The organism is Desulfobulbus alkaliphilus (assembly GCF_016918545.1).
Taxonomy (GTDB): domain Bacteria; phylum Desulfobacterota; class Desulfobulbia; order Desulfobulbales; family Desulfobulbaceae; genus Desulfobulbus; species Desulfobulbus alkaliphilus.
The window spans coordinates 1-21,406 of record NZ_JAFFQC010000007.1 but is presented as its reverse complement, the minus strand read 5'-3'; the positions used below and the strand labels follow the sequence as shown (position 1 = coordinate 21,406).

The window sequence follows — 21,406 nt, the reverse complement described above, 5'->3', positions numbered from 1 at the left end:
GTTAAAAATCCCAGAACGAATCAATGGCCTCGTCGCTGATGTCCCAGACAACGTTATGGGGAGCGATCGGCTCTTCGGCAAAAAATTCCGGCAATCGATCATCTTTGTTGGTGAAACCCGCGGCCAGATTGAAGGCACGTTCGGTCTTGAGAATCGACATGCCGAGATTGGTGACATCATCGGCGGTCAAGTTGATACCGAAGCGGGCGTTGAGCAGATCGATGAGAGAGGGGAGGCAGGTGGCATCGTCAAGAGCGGCAAAAGCAATGAACAGGCACATGCCGGTTGAGTCAATGGCCGCGGTGGCGATCTGCAGGTTGCGTGACAGTTCCACCTGGCCTTCCTTGCTGAGAGGGTCGACCTTGCCGCCAACCCCGAGGATGTTGGTGGCGATGGTGTACCCCATGGTGTGATCCGCGCCCTGGGTCGAGGTGGCATAGGTGATGCCGATGCCTTTGATGGCCCGCGGATCATAGGCCGGAATGGCCTGGTTTTTCACCACTGGTACCCGGGTGACTCCATAGGCTCGACCGACCGCCGCGGCCCCGGACCCGATAATCCGTCCCAATGGAGTACCCTTGCCGACTTCTTCCCTGAGGATGCGGCAGATACCGGCACCGTCGCCGAAGGGAAGTACTCCCGCCTCCATGGCCACCCCAAAGGCCACGGCGGTTTCAATGGAATCAAGACCAAGGTCATCCATGAGGCTGTCGGCCTCGGCAATGTGATCGAGGTTATCGACACAACAGTCAGCCCCCAACGCCCAGATAGACTCATACTCGAATCCCGAGGTTTTGTACTGCCCTTTGAGATCGGTGTAGATCTGCGAACAGTTGATGACACAGCCGGCATGACAGTTATGTTTTGGCTTGCCGCCACGGGCGACAATGGTGTCGTGCATGGTTTCACCGGAGATGGCCTCGTGACCGGCAAACTGACCGCTGGTGAAGTTGCGGGTGGGCAATCCACCCGACTCATTGATAATATTTACAAGGACGTTGGTGCCGTACTGGCCCAGAGCCTTACTGATCGGGTTGTCGACCAAGGCCTTGGCAAAGGCGCGATTGGCGGTTTTAAACGCTTCCGGATCGGCAATCGCCACCTTCTCGCTGGTTGGTTCCACGGAGATAAATTTGATCTGTTTGGACCCCAGGACCGCGCCAAGGCCGCCGCGACCGTTGGAACGTATATGATTGTCCGGATCCTTGATGGAAATGTTGGCTCCGGTCATCCGCATTTCACCGGCAGGACCGATGGTGATGACACCGACTTTGTCGCCGAGCCGTTTGTTCAGTACCTCAACCACGGCAAAGTTTCCCATGCCGATCACTTCCGTCTCTTCCTGGACAGTAACTCCGCCGCTATGGACATGGAGACTGTACCATTTCCCGTTATCAGTCGGTTTCCCCTCGATGATCAGGGCCTTGACGCCATGTCTGGCCAGCATCTGGGCTGAGGTGCCACCGGCGTTGGCTTCCTTGATGGTGCCGGTCAGGGGGCTTTTCGCCCCGCACGACAGACGGCCGGAGTTGGCGGCCGGGGTGCCGGAAAGCAGGCCCGGGGCTATGACGAGTTTATTATGCTTGCCCAGGGGGTGACAGGTCGGATTAACCTCGGCTGCGATTACGGTGGAAGTCAAGCCACGGCCCCCCAGCCCCTTCCATTCCTCGGGCACGGTTTCGATCTTGGTACTCAAGTCCGACATGTTCACGCGAAAAATTTGCTCAGCCATTCGATTACTCCTATGTGAAAGAGAAAGAACCGGGCTCCTGGAGGAACCCGTACCCACCGGGGGAACTGTTCAGAAAGATGTGATGCCTGGTTGCAGAACGTATCTGGTATGAAACGTCAAACAATACTGTTTATTTACTTCTAAAACCGCTCTTTTGTCAAAAGAGAAGAGCGGTTTTGCCGGTATTTATATTATGTTGTACGTTCTGAAAAAGGAGGCGTGAAGCCACAAGGAGACAAAACTCCACCCTGGATCCGTGAGCGTTTGTCCGTGCGTCAGCTTTGTTGTTCGTGGCCGTTCGATTAAAGTACACTTTATCGAACGGTTACGGGCAATGAAGATGGCGTGCGGACGGATGCCCCGAAGGGCGGCGGGTGAAAGTTATTGCCAAAAATTTTGCTGTAATTATATAATGATTACAGAGAGATATGCCCAAAGCAAGAGTCCAGCCGTCACGGATTCAGGTATTAGTTTACAGTGCCGCGGTGTATCTAGGCTGGAATTTCTTTGGCTGCGTGGTGCAGGGGGACGGGGACGTCCAAGCAGGCTGCAATGGTGCGCAACAATTCCCAGCTGACCATTTTGCTCCGGCCGTCAAACATCAGGCAGGCGGTAAAGGCCTGCAGCAGACGTTGTTTGAGCAGTGGAACAGCCATCTCTAAGGTATCCATGGCGGCATCCAGCGCTACGGTATTCAGGGATGTACGAGGAAGCAGCCTCAGGCCGGTTTCGCCGAATGCATCTTCGCCGGCGACGAAGGCCCGGATGGCTTTTTCCGGATCATCGGGATGTTCGGCGTGGGCGATCAGGGAGAGCAACAGCGCCAGTTCTTCTCGAATCGAGGCCGGTTCGCGGTAACGAGGCCGGGGTGGCTTGCGCAGGCTGAAATCCAGGTCGAGTTGATGTACCACCAGGCGACGCACGATCCATTCCCGCAGACTCACTTGCTGATCCGCTTCGATCAGGGCTTCCACCACCCGGCGGAAACGCTGATACTGTTCGAGGGACAAATTGCGTAGAGTCGGCAGGGCCAACTCCAGCAAAGGGAGGCGAGCTTCCTCAGGCAGGTCTGACAAATCTGCTTCCAGGCTACGGCCTTCAGCGACCACTGTCGGATCAGCCAGTTCCGTGAGCAGGCGCCACTGTTCAGCCCGGATTTCCGGACGATGGTCGAGGAGGAGACCGTAAATCACAGCCCGGACCCCGAAGGGTTCTGACGCGGCCGTGCGCAGAGGACCGGGAATGCATCCCAGCATGACACGGGCCGCCTCCACTCCCTGTTCGTCCACTGTCCCGATTCTTTCCAGGATGCGGCCGGCGTTCAGTACTCCGGCTGTCATCAGCACCCCGGCTGCCTCAATCGACTGGGGACTGATTCGGCGTTTATCTTCTTCTTGCCTCAGTTTATCTCCGGCTAGCGGCTTCTTCTCTCCCGGGGTGATGAATTGTCCATCCCAGCCGGGGTCGATCTTCCTGATCCGCTCCGGCAGGGGTGGGTGGGTGGCGAAAAGCCCCTGCAAGAAACCGGTGACCCCGGCGGCCAAATACGCATGGCTGTATTCGCTGGCGGCTGGAGTTTCCAGCCGGGAACCGGCAGCTGCACCACCGATCTTTTTCAGGGCGCCGCCGATCCCTTTCTGTTGGCGGGTGAATTGAACCGCCGAAGCATCGGCCAGGTATTCGCGCTGCCGGCTGACCATGGCCTTGATCAGTTGTCCGCAGCAATATCCGACGCTGCCGACGGCTAGTAGCCCGACACCCAGGGCTGCCAGGGCTGCAGTCTGCCGGCCACCGCCAGAGCGTCGGGAGCCGCGGATAGTGGTGAGTCGCAGCAGGTGATAGCCCACCATTCCCAGCAGCAGAATGCCATGCAGCACTCCGACCAAGCGAAGATTGAGCCGCATGTCGCCGTTGAAAATATGACTGAACTCGTGGGCCACCACTCCCTGCAATTCGTCTCGATTCAGCATCATCAACGCCCCGCGGGTTACCCCGATCACCGCGTCGGCGGGACTGGTTCCGGCGGCAAAGGCGTTAATCCCTGGTTCATCCAGCAGGTACACTCTGGGCACCGGTATCCCGGCGGCTATGGCCATTTCTTCAACAACATTGAGTAAACGGCGCTCGGCTTCATTCTTGGTATTCGCACCGACCAGGCGGCCACCGAGCAATTCGGCGACCCGGCCGCCATCTCCGCCTAAGGCCAGAGTTTTGTGCAGACTGCCAAGCGTAATCAGCACCAGTACCGCCACGCTGACAAGGGCGGCAATATCCCAGCGGAAATAGCGGGCCAGGGTTGTCGGGTTGAAATCGACCATACCGGCTTCGAAACCGACTATGGTCACCAGGACCAGCAGGTTGACCAGCAGAATCATCCCAGTCACGGCCAGGACGAAAAGTAGCACCAGTTCAACGGTCCGGCGCCGGGCCCGCTCCTGCTCCTCGAAAAAATTCATCGTCGGCCCCGTTTACTGAAACGACACTTTAGGGGCGGCTTGAATCTGTTCGCTATCGGCGAATTCCAGGAGGGCCGCATCCGGGCCGTGGCCGAACATCCCGGCCACCACGACCTGGGGAAACGACTGCTTGTATGTGTTGTAGGTCATGACGGCATCGTTGAAGGCTTGGCGGGCGAAGGCCACCTTGTTTTCGGTGCTGGTCAACTCTTCACTGACTTGCATCATGTTTTGATTGGCCTTCAGTTCGGGATAGGCTTCCACCACCAGATTAAAACGGCTCAGGGCGCTGGCCAGACCATGCTCTGCCTGACCCAAAACCGCCATGGCTTGTGGATCACCGGGACGGTCATGAGCCTGGCTCAAGCCACGGGTCGCTGTGTTGCGGGCATTGACCACCGCCTCCAGGGTTTCCCGTTCGTGCTGCAGGTAGGCTTTCGCGGTTTCGACCAGGTTGGGAATCAGATCGTAACGTCGCTTCAACTGAACCTCGATCTGCGCGAAAGCATTCTTGAGCCGGTTCCGCAACGCCACCAGGCGGTTGAACATCATGATCATAAACAGGACTATGCCGCCGAATAGTACCAAAACCACTATGGTTGCTACGCTCATTAGAGTTCTCCATTCGCTGTTTATTGTGCCGCATTGTAATGAAACGTCTCGCCGCCCGTAGAAGCTGGAAAGCCTCTTGCACGGCGGAAGGAGGGAGTCGCATTTATTGCTTAACGTAAAATCTCCCGGATGCCTCGATGATTCGTCCCTTTGCGGGATGTATGTATCTGCCCGATACTAATTATGTTATCATGATGTTGCCGACCATTACCAGAGGAATCATGCATCCACCTTTTGGATTCAACAAAATTTTGCTTTCTTGTGCATTTTTCAGTCCTTTCACGGTTATTTCAGTGACGGTTTACTTCCAAAAAAAGAAGCCAGAATTATAAGTTAACTACAATCAAATTAAGTCAGAACAAGATCCCGGCCGTCACGGATTCAGGATAAGGTTATTACGACCGGATAGCCTTGACAGGGTAAACAACGGCTTGTAATGCTGTACGCATTTGTTCTCTTGTAACATCGGCAGATCAGGTTTGTGCTGATTCCGACTGCCTGTATCCGTGAGCGTTCGTCCACGCGTCAGCTTCGTTGTTCGTGACCGTTCGATTATAGTACACTTCATCGGACGGTTACGGGCAATGAAGATGGCGTGCGGACGGATGCCCCGAAGGACGGCGGGTGAAAGTTATTCCCAAGGATTTCGCTGCAATTATAAAATGATTACAGCAATATATGTCCAAAACAAGAGTCCAGCCGTCACGGATTCAGTAACTGGTAAAGTTGGCATGGCCGTGGTCCTCTCCAGGAAAAGGAATAATACATGTATAAAATAATCCATGAAAAAAACGAGATAACCGTTCAGTTTGAAAAAGATCTGGTCGACGGCGATACGCTGTCCGGTTTTCTCAATCATATCAATCTGCAGTCCATGCTGAAAAAATGCACTGGTGGTGATACCGCTGCTCGTCTACGAATTCGGAAACAGCTGGAAGGATTGCCCACCGGCATGGCTCTGCTCCGTGATCCAACCCTGAACAAGGGATCAGCCTTTACTCTGGAGGAGCGGGAAATGCTCGGTTTGACAGGTCTGTTGCCGCCTCGAGTACACACCATTGAGGAGCAGATGCAGCGGGTACTGGAGGTCCTGCGGAAAAAATCCAGCGATATCGAGCGCTATGTTTCTCTCATCGCCTTGCAGGACCGCAACAAAATCCTTTTTTATCGGTTGTTGCTTGATAACATTGAAGAGCTGATGCCCATTGTCTATACGCCAACTGTTGGCCAGGCCTGCCTTGAATTCGGTCATATCTTCCGACGGCCCAGAGGTATCTATATTACCGCCCGGGACAAGGGGCGAGTGGCCGAACTGCTGGGCAACTGGCCATTCAATGACATCCGCATCATTGTCGTAACCGACGGAGAGCGTATCCTTGGCCTTGGCGATCTTGGCGCCGATGGTATGGGTATTCCTAAAGGCAAACTGGCCCTTTATTCAGCTTGCGCCGGGATCCATCCTTCGTTAAGCCTGCCGGTAACCCTGGATATGGGCACGAACAACACCCGGTTGCTCAATGACCCGCTCTACACCGGGTTGCAGCACCCGCGTTTGCGCGGCGAGGTGTATGATGAAATGATAGAGGAATTTATCTTCGCCGTGCAGCAGGTTTTCCCCGCGGCCTTGATTCAATTCGAGGATTTCGGCAACCGTAACGCTTTTCGCCTGTTGCAAAAATACCGTAATTTAGTCTGCTGTTTTAATGACGATATTCAGGGGACCGCAGCTGTCACCGTGGCCGGAATTTTTTCTGCCTTGCGGATCACCGGTGGTCATCTCAAAGAGCAGCGCTTTCTCTTCCTTGGCGCTGGCGAGGCCGGGCTTGGCACCGGAGAACTGATGGTGAGTGCCTTGATGGAGGAGGGACTCACCAGCGAAGAAGCGCGGAGCTGCTGCTGGTTTGTTGATTCCAAGGGGTTGATTGTCAAGGAACGTACTGACCTGAATGAACATAAAGCATTGTTTGCGCACGAACATCCCCCGGTCCTTGATTTCCATGCTGCGGTTGAAATCCTGCAGCCGCAGGCGATCATCGGAGTTTCCGGGCAGGCAGGCCGGTTCACTGCGGAAATTCTCGAAACCATGGCCAGAATCAATGAGCGCCCCATTGTGTTTTCTCTGTCCAACCCGACATCGAACTCCGAATGTTCGGCCGAGGAGGCCTATACCTGGACCGAGGGACGGGCTGTTTTTGCCAGTGGCAGTCCATTTGATCCGGTGACCACCCATAATCGGACCCTGATTCCGTCTCAGGGCAACAATGTGTATATTTTTCCAGGGGTTGGTATGGGGGTGATGGCCAGTGGCGCGATGCGGGTCACGGATGAAATGTTTCTGGTGGCTGCCCGGATAGTAGCTGGTGAAGTCCTGGAGACGGATCTCGCTCAGGGGCGGATTTTTCCACCTCTGACCAGAATCCGTGAGGTTTCACTGAAAGTGGCGGTGGCAGTGGCCGAGGTGGCTTATGCCAGAGGATTGGCAAGCAGACCACGGCCGGATGATCTGCAAGCCTTCATTCGTGACCTGACGTTTGAGCCCCAGTATCAGAAATATATTTAGCGCCATCCTATGGTATGGCATGCCAGGAGAAAGGCACTTGCAACGTTCTCCAAGTGAGAATTCAATGACATAGGAGGAATTGGCAGTTATGGAACAGGTATTGGCAGGTGGATTAGGGTTGATTTTGTTACTTGTCGGCATAGTTGCCACGGTCACCGTGGGGGTTACGGCAATTCTGCTGCCGTTCCTCGTTTTTCGGATACTCTCCCATGTAGCCCAACTGAACAGGAAAATGAATAAAGTTCTTGATCTGCTGAGCAGCGCGTCGCTGGGTGAATCTCGGCAGCAGCCCGCAATCGAGGGTAGATCAGGTCCATCTGTCCGTGAAGATACCGGGCCAGAGGAAGAGCGGGAGCAAAAACCCCTTCGTTTTCGTTAAAAAAACATATTTCATGTCGTTGCGGTGTATTCTCGGTTAAACAGGTGAACTTTTCTTTTCTTGTGCCTGAATCCGTGAGCGTTCGTCCGTGCGTCAGCTTCGTTGTTCGTGGCCGTTCGATTAAAGTACACTTTATCGGACGGTTACGGGCAATGAAGATGGCGTGCGGACGGATGCCCCGAAGGGCGGCTGATGAAACTCATTACCTAGGATTTCGTTACAATTAAAACATGATTACAGCAAGATATATCTAAAACAAGCGTTCAGCCGTCACGGATTCAGGTTGTACATACCCTGGAAGGTAAACCGATTACCATTGATCCGGATCGACCTTACCCAGAAAAATTTTCGTACAGATGAGGATATTGCGGGCGTTGTCTCCGGCCTGAATCCGCAGCAGTCCTTCGCGGATGATGATCTTCTTCAGCAGTTCCCTACCGTTGGACTCATTATAATAAATGTCTGCGTCAAGAATATCCTGAACATTCTCCGGCTCGGTCTGGTCGACGATGAGTTGGAGGCCCAGTTTAAGAAATGGGTCAGTGATCTTGGCAAGTTCACCCTCCAGGGCCAGCAGGCCACGTTTAAAGGCGATTTCACCCAGGGTACGCAACTGCTGTACCAAAGGGACCAGGCTTTCCTGATCTTCCTTGCTGCAAGCGGCTTTTGCGGCCAGGGCCAGGTCTCGAAGCATTTGAATCCTCCTTGTTGTTACAGATACCTGTTTTCAGATTTCAGATAAATGGTTGCATGGCTTGCAACCTGTACTCTTCATCAGTGATACATTTGCACCGAGAGGCAAGATATTGGTGCACATTGAATTCCTTCATAACATCCTCCTGGATCCGTTGAGCGTTCTTCCGTGCGTCAGCTTTATCGGCCGCACTGACCGTTCGATTAAAGGACACTTTATCAAACGGTTACGGTCAATGAAGATGGCGTGCGGACGGATGTTTCCCAAGGGCGGCCAGTGTAGGGTATTATCAAGGATTCTGCTGAAATTGTATAGTGATTACAATATGATATATCCTAAACCAATTCCGGCCGTCATGGATTCAGAATCCTGATTGTCGACGGTTGGGGGCGTCATGAAACGATCCTTTGTCGTCTAGGCTGATGCCGGGTATGGGGTGCTCATGTGCTCATGCCGGCCAGAGAATCGGCAGAAGCCATACCGAGACCGCCATCACCACAATGGTCAAGGGGACCCCGACTTTGACATAATCAATAAAGCGGTATCCGCCGGGACCCATGACCAGGAGGTGCGCAGGATGGGACAGGGGGCTGGCAAAGCTTGCCGAGGCTGCCATGGCCACGGTCATCATCAACAAATGGGGGGAGATGCCCAGGGCCTCGGAAGAACTGAGTGCCACCGGGGCCATCAGCACCACCAAGGCTGCGGTGGGGATGACCTGGGTACCGATCACCGTGACGAGAAAAAGGGCGGCGACTACCCAGCGGGGCCCCAGGTCGCCTACCACTGCAAGAAGTGCCTCAGCTCCCATTTGCGCTGCCCCTGTATTTTCCACCGCCACCCCAAGGGGAAGCATGCTGGCAATGAGGAAGACCACCTTCCACTCGATGGCCCGATACGCTTCATCCATACTCAGACACCCGAACAATACCATCAGAGCCGCTCCGGTCAGCCCGGCAATGGCGATGGGTACATAGCCAAGAATCGCGCTGAGCAGGACGGCCACCATTATCGCAATGGCAATGGGAGCTTTCTCAAGGCGTGGCGTGCTGGCGGCTGCCTGGTCGAGAACCAGAAAATTGGGATCACGGTCCACGGCTTCCAGTTTCTGGCGCTGCCCATAGACGAGCAGGGCATCACCGAACTGCAAAGGCATATCCTGTAGACCGATGCGATGGGCGGTCCCTTTTCTCCAGATGGCGAGCACATTGAGCCCGTAATGTTCGCGAAAGAGGAGGTCTGCCAGGGTTCGTCCCGCCAGGGTTGTCCGCGGTGAGAGGAGGACCTCGGTCACTCCGATCTGCTGGGATTCCAGTTCGGCTGCGAGGCTCAGGGATTGCTCCTTGATTTGAAGATTTTGCAATTCCTCGAGAACATCAAGATCGTGTTTACTGCCCTGCAATATGAGCAGATCGCCCGCGTTGATCTGTTCCTGAGGTGAGGGCATGAACAGTGTCTCCTGGTCGCGCACGATGGCCACGACTGTCAATCCGAAGGCATTGCCAAGCCGGCTTTCAATCAGATTAAGGCCTGCAAGAACCGACCCAGGAGGAACTTGCACCGGCAGCAGGGAGACCTTGGTCTCTGTACCTGTGTACGATTGGTCGGGGTCAAGAAACTCGAGGTCCGTGACCAGGCCCTGGCGCGCGACTTCCTCCAGATCTTCCCGTTCTCCCTGCAGCAGCAACCTGTCGCCCTGGACGAATCGACGGCACAGATGAGTGGCCATGGCGTGGCATTCAGGCGCAGGCGGCAGTGCCGGGACATGGACACGATGGGTGTTGCGCAGACCGCTTTCAGCCAACGTCTTTCCCTCAAGCGGTGAACCTTCGCCGATACGTCCTTCGGCCATCACCAGCCGGCGGAGAATATCTGTATCGATTATGTCCGCGGGTTCGATGCGGAGATGATGGCTGCCGTTAAAGTGGGCCAGGAGTTCACTTGGGCCATGGACAACAAGGTTATCATGCACCTGAAGAATTTCATTGGGCCGGGGGGCGAGGATCAGAGCACCTTTGCGCTGCAGAGCCACAACGGTGAGAGAGAGGGCTGAGCCCAGTCGGCTTTCGGCAATGGTCCGCCCAGCGAGCAGGGAGTCAGGGCGAATCTGGGTGGTGAAGAGATGGGTACTCAATTGGTAGGAATCTTCGATGGAAGCGTGCCTGTCAACGGCTGTCTGCGCGGATCGCTTGGGAAGGAGATGAAGACCGATAAGGACTGTGAAGGCAATGCCTGAGACAACGATGGCGGCGGTGATGGGGGTAAAATCGAAGATGGCAAAGGGGCTGAGCCCGGCAGTGCGCAGGGCATCGGTCACCAGGATGTTCGGTGGGGTTGAAATTCCAGTGAAGGGACCGCCGAGAAGACATCCCAGAGAAAGAGGCATCAGCAGGCGTCCGGGGGGACGGCCACTGCGGCGCGCCAGTTCCATCGCCGTCGGCAGGAGAATAGCGGCGACCGTGATTGTGTTTATGAGCGCCGACAACAGGCTCGCGGCCACCATCAGGGCGATGACAAGCACAGCCTCACTGCCTTTGGTAAAACGCTGGAGCGGTTGTCCAAGTTGCTGGGCAACTCCGGTGCGGGTCAATCCCGCGGAAAGGATGAACATGGCCCAGACCGTGACCACGGCCGGACTGCTGAATCCGGCCAGGGCCTGTGTGCCGCTTATCAGGCCGGTGAGGGCGAGAGATGAGAGGACGAGCAGGCCGACCAGGTCGACAGAAAGCCAACCACCAATGAACAGGATCAGAGCGACAACAACGATGACGGTGAGTATGATCAAGGAAAGCATGACCGGCTCATGAGCGGAAGAAAAAGGTGGGGGGCCTTATGTCCCGACAGGAGCCATATGGCTGTAATGACCATCTCCCTGCGGTTGTTGGATCGAAAAGGGGGGTCATGAATTCTGGGTGTTCTCCTGGCTGAGAAGCTTGTAACACGGGGTATAGGTCGTTGCGGTCGGCAGTTTCATCCGTTGCTGTTCCACGAAGGCGGTGAGCAGGGTGTCCAGCGGCTTGAGGACGCTGACGTCGCCGTGAAGCTCGAAGAGTCCTTTTTCCTCTATGGCGAGGATACCCGACTCTTTGACGTTACCGGCAACAATGCCGGAAAAGGCTCGGCGGAGATGGGCTGCCAGTAAATGGGGAGCATTGCCTTTGTGCAGATCTAGACTGCGCATACTCTCATGGGTCGGAATAAAAGGTTGCTGGAAGAGCGAATGGATTTTCAGCTGCCAGTTGAAATAATAGGCATCATCCGTTTTTTTTCGGAACAAGCGCACCTCTTCGACTCCTTCCTGGACCAGACGCCCCACTGTCTCTGCATCGTCTATGACAACCCGGTAAAACTGCCGGGCCACAAGGCCCAGTGTGTCGGTAATGAATTGATCAATCATCTCAAAATATCCGGCGGCGCTCGCCGGGCCGGTGAAAATGAGGGGGAAGGGGATCCGTGAATTTTCAGGGTCCATGAGGATGCCGAGAATATAGAGGATCTCTTCTGCCGTGCCGACACCTCCGGGAAACACTACGATGGCATGGCCGGTGCGGACAAAAGCCTCCAGTCGCTTTTCAATATCCGGCATGATAACCAGATCATTGACAATGGGGTTGGGTGATTCGGAGGCAATGATGCCTGGTTCGCTGATGCCGAGATACTGGCCCTTGATACGCTGCTTGGCATGGCCGATGGCTGCTCCCTTCATTGGGCCTTTCATGGCACCCGGGCCGCAACCGGTGCAGATATCCAGGTTGCGCAGGCCCAGTTGATGCCCGACATCCTTGCTGTAATCGTATTCGTCGGGGGGAATGGAATGCCCTCCCCAGCAGACCACCATGCGAGGGTTGGTCAGAGGCCGCATGATGCCGGCATTGCGCAGGATATGAAAGACAGCATTAGTGATGCCATCGGAGGTATTCAAATCAAATCGCGGATTGTTGTTAATGGCATCGTCGGTATAGACTACATCACGAAGAACGGAAAAAAGGTGTTCGTTGATGCCTCTGATCATCTGGCCGTCCACAAAGACGCTGGCCGGCGCATTGCGCAGATCGAGTTTGATGCCGCGTTCTTCCTGGATCACCCGGATGTCGAAAGTTTTGTAGCGTTCCAGCAACTCTCTGCCGTCATCAAGGTAATCGCCGTAGTTGAGGACAGCCAGTGAACAACTGCGGAATAGAGGGTACAGATTCCCCTGACTGGCGCTGAGAAGCTTGCCTACTTCCAGCCGGGAAAGGACGTCTAGGCTGCCGTAGGGGCTGATACGAGCATCGAGTACATTGTGCTGCATGTTCTTGTATCCTTTGCATATTGAGGAGAAATGTGTTGCACAGACCAGTCGCCGAATATACGGTCTTTTCCCCGGTTGATCAAGGGACAGTCATCTTCTCGAGCGCATTAAACATTAAGGCAACATGATGTAAAGAGCGGTTTGTTTTCCCTGCCCCAAGTGGTAAAAGGACACACATCGGGCAGGAGAATTTCCTCGTTACGAGCATTCTGTCCATACGCACCGGTTTAGTTGGTGTGTTTTTCTCTTTTCAATCTTCCGGCAGTACTGTTCATACCTGCACCGACCCGTTTGATCTCATGATGAACCGCATCCTTATCACCGTTGTTTTATCGGTTTTTATTGCTCTTCTCGGGGTGGGGATCGTTATTCCGGTGCTGCCGCTGCTGGCCGTCAATCTTGGGGCAACCGGATTCACTCTGGGGTTGATTACCGCGGCCTTTTCGGTGAGTCGTGGTCTGGTCCAGCCGGGGGTCGGATCGCTGTCTGATCGATGGGGGCGCAAAGGATTCCTGGTAGTTGGATTTTTTATTTACGGTCTGGTCGGATTGCTCATTCCGTATGCCACCAGTGTCTTCCATCTCATTTTGATTCGTCTTTTTCAGGGTATCGGCTCCGCCATGATCATCCCTGTGGCTATGGCGTATGCGAGTGCTTTGTCCCCTGTAGGTCAGGAAGGACGCTACATGAGCGTCATCAACATTGCCATCTTCTGCGGTATCGGCTTCGGACCCGTGCTTGGAGGGATCTTTGCTGATCTATGGGGCCTGGCTTCGGTCTTTTATATGATGGCGACCCTTTGTTTCATCGCTTGTGTTCTGGTGGTGGTCAATATGCCTGCCAGCTGCCCCGGAGACGGGCACATGGCGGTCGGGTTGCAGGTCAGTATGCGGCGGATGATGGCGCGTCGGCGGACTATGGGTATTCTTCTCGCCCGGTTTTCCACCGTACTGATGATGGTGCCGACCATGGCTTTTCTGCCGGTGATGATGGCGCCGTGGCCCGACAGCAGCGGACTCCAGGTCGGCCTGGTCATCGCCGGTCGAACCATGATGAATGCCGTGCTGCAAATACCTTTTGGTCGACTGGCGGACAAGCATGACAAGGTGGTGTTGTTACTTCTTGGCTGCATCTGTATGAGCATCGCAATTTTCTCTATCCCCATGGCTTCGACTTTCATGGCGATTATGGGACTGTACCTTTTTCTCGGTTTCGGCGAAGCGATACTCTGGCCGGTGCTGGGAGCGTATGCTGCCGAGGAGGGGCGAACCCATTTCGGTCATGGTACCATGATGGGGGTCTTTAACCTGGCCATGAGCGCCGGAGTCTTCACCGGAGCCATTCTCGCGGGGGTCAGCATGGATTCGTGGGGTATGCCCCAGGCATTCCGGATCACCGCTGTTGCGGTCTTGGTTTTGTCATTAATTGCCGCAGTCATGATCCGGACCGGTGAGCATTCGGGCGAAACAGTCGGTTCTGCATCATGAAGGGTGTGTCCAGGTAATGGCTTAAATTTGTTGATAATACAACTTTTTCTCTTTATGGATTACTTGACGGAGCAGATTATTCTGGTTATTACTTGAAGGTTGATGCGAGAGTGGCGAAATTGGTAGACGCACTGGACTTAGGATCCAGCGGGCCCGGCTCATGGGGGTTCGACTCCCCCCTCTCGCACCAGTAGCCGGTTCCACCGGTCTGGCAGGACCACAGTTTACGTGCACCTGGATAAAACTGTACACCCATCAAAACCGTCAAGGAAATCATCCCCAGCCTGCAGTCCTGTAGAGATGTATGGTGGCAAGCAGGTTGAAAAACAAAGCTGCCGGAGTCACAGCCGCAGAAAACCGAACTAGAGGAATCGCTGTCCATGGAAATCGTCGTCGAAAATCTCTCTGACCTGACAAGAAAACTGACCATCACGCTTCCCAGGGAAACCGTTAAGCCGGCTCTTGACAAGGCCTACCGCAAGATCAATAAGGAGGTCAAACTTAAGGGCTTTCGCCGGGGCAAAATTCCCCAGACCGTTCTGGAAAAAAATTTCAAGAGTCAGGTGGAAGCTGAAGTCGGTGAAAAACTGGTGCAGGACACGTATTTCGATGCCGTTGAAAAAGAGGGTATCGAGCCGGTGGTGCATCCTGAGATCACCGAACACTCTTTCACCGAGGACGGCACTTTTGTCTATGTGGCCATGATTGATGTCAAACCGGACATTGAGTTGAAGGAGTACAAGGGACTCGACGTCGAAAGGCCGGTTGCCAAGGTAACCGACGAAGAGGTCGATAAGGAGATACGAATGCTGCAGCGCCATCAGGCTGCCCTGAAGAGCGTGGATGAAGATCATGCTATCGCTATGGATGACATGGTCACCGTCGATTTTCAGGGGTTTCATGAAGGCAAGGCCATGAAGGAAGTCCGCAGCGAGAATTACAACGTCGATATCGGCATGCATCGCCTTGGCAAAGAATTCGAAGAAAAGCTGCTCGGCCTGAAAAAAGGGGACAAGACTCTCTACGAAATCGATTTTCCCGGTGATTACCCCAACCCCGTTCTCGCTGGAAAAAAGGTGGAGTTCAAGGTCGACATCAAGGACGTCAAGATGCGGATCATGGCTGAGATAGACGATGAACTGGCCAAGGATATCAACCCTGATTTCACCAGCCTGGAGGATTTGAAAAAAGACATTCGCACCCATCTGCAGAAAGGGAAAGAAGAAGCTCAACTGGGGGATGTGCATGACAAGATCATGGAAAAACTCATCGAACTCAATCCCTTTGAGGTGCCGCAAAGGCTGGTCAATTTTGAAATTCAGGAAATGCTCAAGCAGGCGGAAGAGAATCTCAAGAGAAATGGCCTGTCTTTTGAATCAGCGGGAATCGATTTGAAGGATCTGGTGGAAAAAAACAGGGAAGTGGCCGTTAAGCGCGTCAAAGGGGACTTTCTGCTGAAAAAAATCGCCGAAGTAGAGGAAATCAAAATTGCCGATGAGGATATCCAGCGAGGGTATCAGCGTATTGCCAACCAGTACAATATGAGCTTGGATGAGGTAAAAAAGTACTTCAAGCGCCGTGAAGAGATTCTCCCCTTCATGAATGAACTGCATAATGAAAAAATTCTCGACTTTTTGCGTCAGCAGGCCAACATTATTCAGGTGGATACAGATTCCAAGGAATCGACAGTCGAGAAAACTGAAGCTTGACAAGCGTCGAGGGCAGTAGCACCCTCCATGGCGGTTTGGTGGCCGGGTCGTCGCGGAAAAGTTTATTTCGGAGAGAGACAGATGAATTTAGTTCCCATGGTAGTTGAACAGAGCCCACGCGGCGAACGGGCCTTTGATATTTATTCCCGGTTGCTCAAAGAGCGAATTATATTCCTGGGCAGCCAGGTCAATGACGATGTGGCTAGCGTCGTTATCGCCCAGTTGCTGTTTCTTGAAGCAGATGACCCGGACAAGGATATCACGTTTTACATCAACTCTCCGGGTGGTTCCGTTACCGCCGGAATGGCCATCTATGATACCATGCAGTACATCCGTTGCGATGTGGCCACACTGTGCATGGGGCAGGCCGCTTCCATGGGGGCCTTTCTGCTTGCCAGTGGGGCGGCGGGTAAACGTTTTGCCCTGCCCAATTCAAGGATCATGATTCATCAACCCATGGGGGGATACCAGGGCCAGGCAACAGATATTGAAATTCACACCAAGGAAATTCTCCGGATGCGGCATGATCTCAATACCATCCTTGCAAAACATACCGGCAGATCACTGAAAAAAATACAGGCCGACACCGATCGTGATAAATTCATGACTGCTGCTGAGGCCAGCCAGTATGGCATAATAGATAAAGTCTTGACCAGCCGAGAGGAACTGGGCGAGGAGAAGTAAGGTGAATAATGATTTTCATGATGAGCGCTCCATGACCTGCTCGTGTTCCTTCTGCGGTAAGAATCAGGAGGAGGTCGGTAAGCTGATTGCCGGGCCCAACGTGTACATTTGCGACGAGTGTATCGAGTTGTGCAATGAAATCGTTCTGGATTCTTCACAGGATGATGGCATCGGAGCAGAGACCACCAGTCAGGTTCTCAAGCCAAAGGAAATAAAAGCATATCTTGACGAGTACGTGATCGGGCAGGATCATGCCAAACGGATTCTTTCAGTGGCTGTGCATAATCATTACAAACGCATCAACGCTCCCAGAACCAGCACCATTGATGATGTTGAACTGCAGAAATCAAATATTATCCTCATTGGCCCGACAGGTAGCGGCAAAACTCTTGTGGCCCAGACTTTGGCGAGGCTGCTCAAGGTGCCGTTCACCATCGCCGATGCCACGACACTGACCGAGGCCGGATATGTCGGTGAGGATGTTGAAAATATCCTTGTCAGTCTGCTTCAGGCCGCGGACTATGATATCGAGCAGGCTGAGCGCGGTATTATTTACATTGATGAAATCGACAAAATAGCCCGCAAGTCCGATTCCGCTTCCCTGACTCGGGATGTTTCCGGGGAAGGGGTGCAGCAGGCATTGCTGAAAATCATCGAGGGTACAACAGCTTCAGTTCCTCCCAAAGGAGGGCGGAAGCATCCGCAGCAGGAATTGGTGCGCATTGACACCACCAATATTCTTTTTATTGTCGGTGGCGCCTTTGTCGGTCTGGACGGGGTGATCAAAAGGCGAACCGGGACCCAGGCTATGGGATTTGGCGCCAAAGTGGTCAGTCAGACCAAACGAACCATCGGTGAAATTCTTGCCAACATTCAGCCTGAGGATCTGCTGAAATTCGGCCTTATCCCGGAACTGGTTGGCCGTTTACCGGTGATTGCCACCATGGAAGAGTTGGTGGAAGAAGATCTGATTCGTATCCTCAAAGAACCGAAAAATGCCTTGAGTAAGCAGTATCAGAAGCTGTTTGAATACGAAGGGATCACCCTGCGGTTTACCGAAGGCGCGTATAAAGCCATTGCCCAGAAGGCCATGGCCCGCAAATCAGGAGCCCGCGGTCTCCGTTCGGTCCTGGAAGAGTGCATGCTGGATGTCATGTACGAAATACCTTCTGATGAGCATGCCACTGAATGCGTGATCAACGAACAGGTCATTACCCATGGAGAATATCCTGTCATTCTGTATGATAATGCTGAATCCAAAAAAAGCGCCTGAAAGAATGTATGAGTGAGTTGAATACGGAAATCTATCCCTTGATGCCACTGCGGGATATCGTTCTTTTCCCTGGAATGGTGGCGCCTCTGGTTGTTGGGCGGGAAAAATCGATCAAAGCTCTGGAAGCAGCCATGGAAAACCGTTCTCTGGTTTTTCTTGTCACTCAGAAGGATGCCAGAGTTGATGACCCCAGCCAGGAGGACCTCTATTCTCTTGGCACCCTGGCCTCGGTTATGCAGCTGTTACGCCTGCCGGACGGGACCATCAAAGCTCTAGTGGAGGGCAAGCGACGGGCCATCATTGTCGGCTCCTTTGAAGGCAGGAGTGGTGAGGAATCATATTACTCGGTCAGGTTGGTTGAAGCCCCGGATGTCGACCTCGAACGGGTGGAGGTGCCTGCCTATATCCGCGAACTCCGCAAAATGTTTGATCAATACAGCCAGAGCAATAAAAAGCTTCCGCGCGAGGTGCTGAAATCGATTACCTCCCTGGAAGATCCGTCGCGCATGGTCGACCTCATGACCTCGCATATTGCTTTGAAAACAGAAGAGAAGCAATCGATTCTGGAAATGGTTTCTCTGCCGCAGCGTATTGCCAGAGTGCTTGAAATCCTTCACCGGGAAATGGAACTTTCTGAAATGGAAAAGGATATCCATGCCAAGGTGAAAAAGAAAATGGGGGCTACCCAACGGAATTATTACCTCTCCGAGAAGATGCGGGTCATCCAGGAGGAAATGGGCTCCGGCGAGGGCGGCGATGAACTGAGTGAACTGCAGCAGGCGATCGAGAAAAAAAATCTTCCCAAAGCAGTGAAAGAGAAAATGTTCAAGGAGTTCAGGAAACTCCGACAAATGCCTCCCATGTCCGCGGAAACCACGGTGGTCCGCAATTATATTGACACCATTCTCAGCCTTCCCTGGAAAAAGAAAACACGATCAAAGATCGATATCGAGCGAGCAGAAAAAGTCCTCGACGAGGATCATTATGGCCTGGAAAAACCGAAGGAGCGCATCCTTGAGTACCTGGCAGTCCAGGCTCAGGTTAAAAAAATCCGTGGTCCCATCCTCTGCCTGGTCGGACCTCCCGGGGTAGGGAAAACTTCGGTCTGCAAGTCCATCTCCAGGGCCATGGGACGGAAATTCATTCGTCAGTCCTTGGGTGGTGTCCGTGATGAGGCAGAGATTCGCGGTCATAGACGAACCTATATCGGAGCCATGCCTGGTAAAATCATCCTATCCATGCAGAAGGCCGGGGTGATCAATCCGGTTTTTTGCCTGGACGAAGTCGACAAGATGAGTGTTGATTTTCGTGGTGACCCCTCGGCTGCCCTCCTCGAGGTGCTGGATCCGGAGCAGAACTACGCCTTCAACGATCATTACCTTGATGCTGACTATGACCTGTCCGAGGTTTTTTTTATCACCACGGCCAATACCCTGCATGGCATTCCCTTGCCATTACAGGACAGAATGGAGATCATTCATCTCAACGGGTACACCGAAGAAGAAAAACAACACATCGCCACGGGTTTTCTCCTCCCTAAACAGTTGGAAGCCAACGGGTTCAAGCCCGATGAGATCACCATCAACGACAAAGCTATCCTGGAAATCATTCGAAAGTACACTCGGGAGGCAGGTGTGCGCGGGCTGGAACGTGCCTTGGCCGGCATCTGCCGCAAGGTGGCTCGAGAGCGGTTGAAGAACAAGGAGCCCAGGAAAAAATTTCGTATTTCTCCTCAGGCAGTGGAGCGCTACCTGGGCGTGGCAAAATACCGTTTTGGTTCAGCCGAGGAGCATAGCGAAATCGGCCTGGCCACCGGTATGGCTTGGACAGAGGTCGGTGGTGAACTGCTGCAGATCGAGGCCACCATCATGCCCGGCACCGGTAAATTGACGATCACCGGTAAGCTTGGTGATGTCATGCAGGAGTCGGCCCGGGCCGCCTTGTCCTATGTCCGCTCCCGGGCGATGCGGCTTGGTTTGGACACCGATTTTTATCAGAAAATTGATATTCACGTTCATGTTCCGGAAGGTGCCATTCCAAAGGATGGTCCCTCCGCAGGCATCACCATTGCAACAGCCATCGTATCAGCGATTCTCAAAATGCCGGTGGATCGAAAACTGGCCATGACCGGGGAGATTACCCTGCGGGGCAGGGTGTTACCCATTGGCGGTCTAACTGAGAAATTACTGGCGGCTAAACGGGGAAACATTACCAGTGTGCTGATTCCAAGGGATAATGAGAGGAACCTGCGTGATGTGCCCCAAAAAATCCGCAACAGCCTGACCATTGAACTGGTTGATGATGTTGATGAGGTGCTGCAGCGAGCCCTGATTGTCAAAGAGGGAGACGACCTGTTCAAGGAAGTGCCACCGGGATCAATATTCAAGGATTTCACGGTCTCTTCGCACAATACCACAGCACAGTGACGGTCCATAACCGGTCACTTGGAACTTCATAAAGAAAAGGAACTTCGTAAAGAAAACATATATTCCCGGGAATGAGCACTGTTTTTTCTTGACGGACAACAGCTATCCTGATAAATACATCCTTCACCTTGGGGCGAATAGCTCAGCTGGGAGAGCATCGGCCTTACAAGCCGAGGGTCACAGGTTCAAGCCCTGTTTCGCCCACCACAATAGATATACTGGGGTCGTAGTTCAGTTGGTTAGAATGCCGGCCTGTCACGCCGGAGGTCGCGAGTTCGAGTCTCGTCGGCCCCGCCAGTGTATACGGGTAGTTGGAGCAATCCAGCTACCCTTTTTTTTTAAAAAAACCGAGAAAACAGGTTTCGCACCTGTATGCGAAAAGGGCTCCGACAGGATTATCAACGGACCTGATTCAGTATCCTCATTCTGGATCCGTGAGCGTTCGTCCGTGCGTCATTTTTATTGTCTGTCACCGTTCGGTTAAAGTAGACTTTATCGGACGGTTACGGGGAATAAAGATGGCGTGGGGCCGGACACTGCTCACAGGGATGAATTGTCTTTGTTGTTCTTGAGGGTGCATTGGCTGCCGAAGGCAAAGACACTGCTGGTGGTGCGAAAATTCATTGTTTGCAATACAATAAAAGACCCTTCTCGTGGGGGCAACGTTCTTTCTGGTTACTTTAGATGATAAAAATAACATGTAAAAACAGAAGGCTAATGAATGATTTTTATCTTTAACCTGAATTTTTTGGTTTGGCCTGAATGACAGGTTCTGATAAAACGGAAAAATATAAAACCCATTGACAAGGCGTTCCGGTTCCGGTAATTTGCCGCTCCGTTGCCTTGGGGACAGGATTTGCCTGTCCGTGTCCTGCTGGATTTGCGGAAGGGCGGCGGAAAAAAGCATTGACAAGTGATCGCTTTCGAGATAAGCTAGCGTTCCACCGAGAGGCGTGGGCAGATGCCCCAAGGCTCGGTCTTGATCTTTGAAAACTGAACAGTAGTAGAGCGGGCCGATTGAGTATGTTGATACTCGAAGAGAAGTAGATAAGTCCGATCATGTTTTGATTGTGATTGGCTGGGAAATAGAACTGGAGAGTTTG

At 53.3% G+C, this 21,406-nt stretch carries 14 protein-coding genes and 3 tRNA genes; 10 read left to right on the top strand and 7 right to left on the bottom strand.

The genetic code is table 11. The annotated features are described in order from the left end of the window. Nucleotide 1 precedes the first annotated feature (1 nt). The 3 genes from JWG43_RS05270 to JWG43_RS05260 all read right to left on the bottom strand — a co-directional run bounded on the left by JWG43_RS05270 (nucleotide 2) and on the right by JWG43_RS05260 (nucleotide 4,800). Entirely contained in the window at nucleotides 2-1,732 is a 1,731-nt protein-coding gene (locus tag JWG43_RS05270; protein ID WP_205241776.1) for an aldehyde ferredoxin oxidoreductase family protein, read from the bottom strand. A gap of 491 nt (nucleotides 1,733-2,223) precedes the next feature. After that, entirely contained in the window at nucleotides 2,224-4,188 is a 1,965-nt protein-coding gene (locus JWG43_RS05265) for a M48 family metallopeptidase (protein ID WP_205241775.1), read from the bottom strand. Between the two features lie 12 nt (nucleotides 4,189-4,200). Further along, nucleotides 4,201-4,800 (bottom strand): LemA family protein, encoded by a 600-nt coding sequence (locus JWG43_RS05260; protein WP_205241774.1) that lies wholly within the window; start codon nucleotides 4,798-4,800, stop codon nucleotides 4,201-4,203. Between the two features lie 766 nt (nucleotides 4,801-5,566). On the opposite strand from JWG43_RS05260, the gene JWG43_RS05255 reads away from it, so the two are divergent. Then, entirely contained in the window at nucleotides 5,567-7,360 is a 1,794-nt protein-coding gene (locus JWG43_RS05255; RefSeq protein WP_205241773.1) for an NAD-dependent malic enzyme, read from the top strand. 88 nt (nucleotides 7,361-7,448) lie between these two features. Beyond that, a complete protein-coding gene (locus JWG43_RS05250) occupies nucleotides 7,449-7,739 on the top strand; it encodes a hypothetical protein (protein WP_205241772.1) in 291 nt (96 codons plus the stop codon). Between the two features lie 310 nt (nucleotides 7,740-8,049). Here the strand turns inward: JWG43_RS05250 and JWG43_RS05245 are convergent, their stop codons facing one another. The 3 genes from JWG43_RS05245 to ppnN all read right to left on the bottom strand — a co-directional run bounded on the left by JWG43_RS05245 (nucleotide 8,050) and on the right by ppnN (nucleotide 12,724). Continuing rightward, a complete protein-coding gene (locus JWG43_RS05245; RefSeq protein WP_205241771.1) occupies nucleotides 8,050-8,433 on the bottom strand; it encodes a MotA/TolQ/ExbB proton channel family protein in 384 nt (127 codons plus the stop codon). 448 nt (nucleotides 8,434-8,881) lie between these two features. Continuing rightward, complete coding sequence (locus tag JWG43_RS05240) at nucleotides 8,882-11,227, bottom strand: SLC13 family permease (RefSeq protein ID WP_205241770.1); 2,346 nt, start codon at nucleotides 11,225-11,227, stop codon at nucleotides 8,882-8,884. A gap of 105 nt (nucleotides 11,228-11,332) precedes the next feature. Continuing rightward, nucleotides 11,333-12,724 (bottom strand): nucleotide 5'-monophosphate nucleosidase PpnN, encoded by a 1,392-nt coding sequence (ppnN, locus tag JWG43_RS05235; protein ID WP_205241769.1) that lies wholly within the window; start codon nucleotides 12,722-12,724, stop codon nucleotides 11,333-11,335. A gap of 299 nt (nucleotides 12,725-13,023) precedes the next feature. Here ppnN and JWG43_RS05230 point away from each other — a divergent pair, with 299 nt between their 5' ends. The 8 genes from JWG43_RS05230 (at nucleotide 13,024) to JWG43_RS05195 (ending at nucleotide 20,600) form a co-directional block, all read left to right on the top strand. Beyond that, nucleotides 13,024-14,211, top strand: a complete 1,188-nt coding sequence (locus JWG43_RS05230; RefSeq protein WP_205241768.1) for an MFS transporter — start codon at nucleotides 13,024-13,026, stop codon at nucleotides 14,209-14,211. A 104-nt stretch (nucleotides 14,212-14,315) separates the two neighbouring features. Then, nucleotides 14,316-14,401: transfer RNA gene (locus JWG43_RS05225), tRNA-Leu, on the top strand. A 190-nt stretch (nucleotides 14,402-14,591) separates the two neighbouring features. Next, nucleotides 14,592-15,920: a trigger factor gene (gene tig, locus JWG43_RS05220; RefSeq protein ID WP_205241767.1), complete on the top strand. Its 1,329-nt coding sequence runs from the start codon at nucleotides 14,592-14,594 to the stop codon at nucleotides 15,918-15,920. An 81-nt stretch (nucleotides 15,921-16,001) separates the two neighbouring features. Continuing rightward, nucleotides 16,002-16,604, top strand: coding sequence for an ATP-dependent Clp endopeptidase proteolytic subunit ClpP (gene clpP / locus JWG43_RS05215; RefSeq protein ID WP_205241766.1), 603 nt, complete (start codon nucleotides 16,002-16,004; stop codon nucleotides 16,602-16,604). 31 nt (nucleotides 16,605-16,635) lie between these two features. After that, the gene (gene clpX, locus JWG43_RS05210) at nucleotides 16,636-17,877 is read left to right on the top strand and encodes an ATP-dependent Clp protease ATP-binding subunit ClpX (RefSeq protein WP_205241863.1); all 1,242 of its coding nucleotides are present in this window, start codon (nucleotides 16,636-16,638) and stop codon (nucleotides 17,875-17,877) included. An 8-nt stretch (nucleotides 17,878-17,885) separates the two neighbouring features. Further along, nucleotides 17,886-20,303 carry an endopeptidase La gene (lon, locus tag JWG43_RS05205; RefSeq protein WP_205241765.1) on the top strand — a complete coding sequence of 806 codons (2,418 nt, stop codon included), beginning with the start codon at nucleotides 17,886-17,888 and terminating at the stop codon, nucleotides 20,301-20,303. Between the two features lie 131 nt (nucleotides 20,304-20,434). Further along, nucleotides 20,435-20,510: transfer RNA gene (locus tag JWG43_RS05200), tRNA-Val, on the top strand. Between the two features lie 13 nt (nucleotides 20,511-20,523). After that, nucleotides 20,524-20,600: transfer RNA gene (locus tag JWG43_RS05195), tRNA-Asp, on the top strand. 437 nt (nucleotides 20,601-21,037) lie between these two features. Here the strand turns inward: JWG43_RS05195 and JWG43_RS05190 are convergent. Then, a partial coding sequence (locus tag JWG43_RS05190) for a hypothetical protein (protein WP_205241764.1) occupies nucleotides 21,038-21,406 on the bottom strand: 369 nt, incomplete at its 5' end.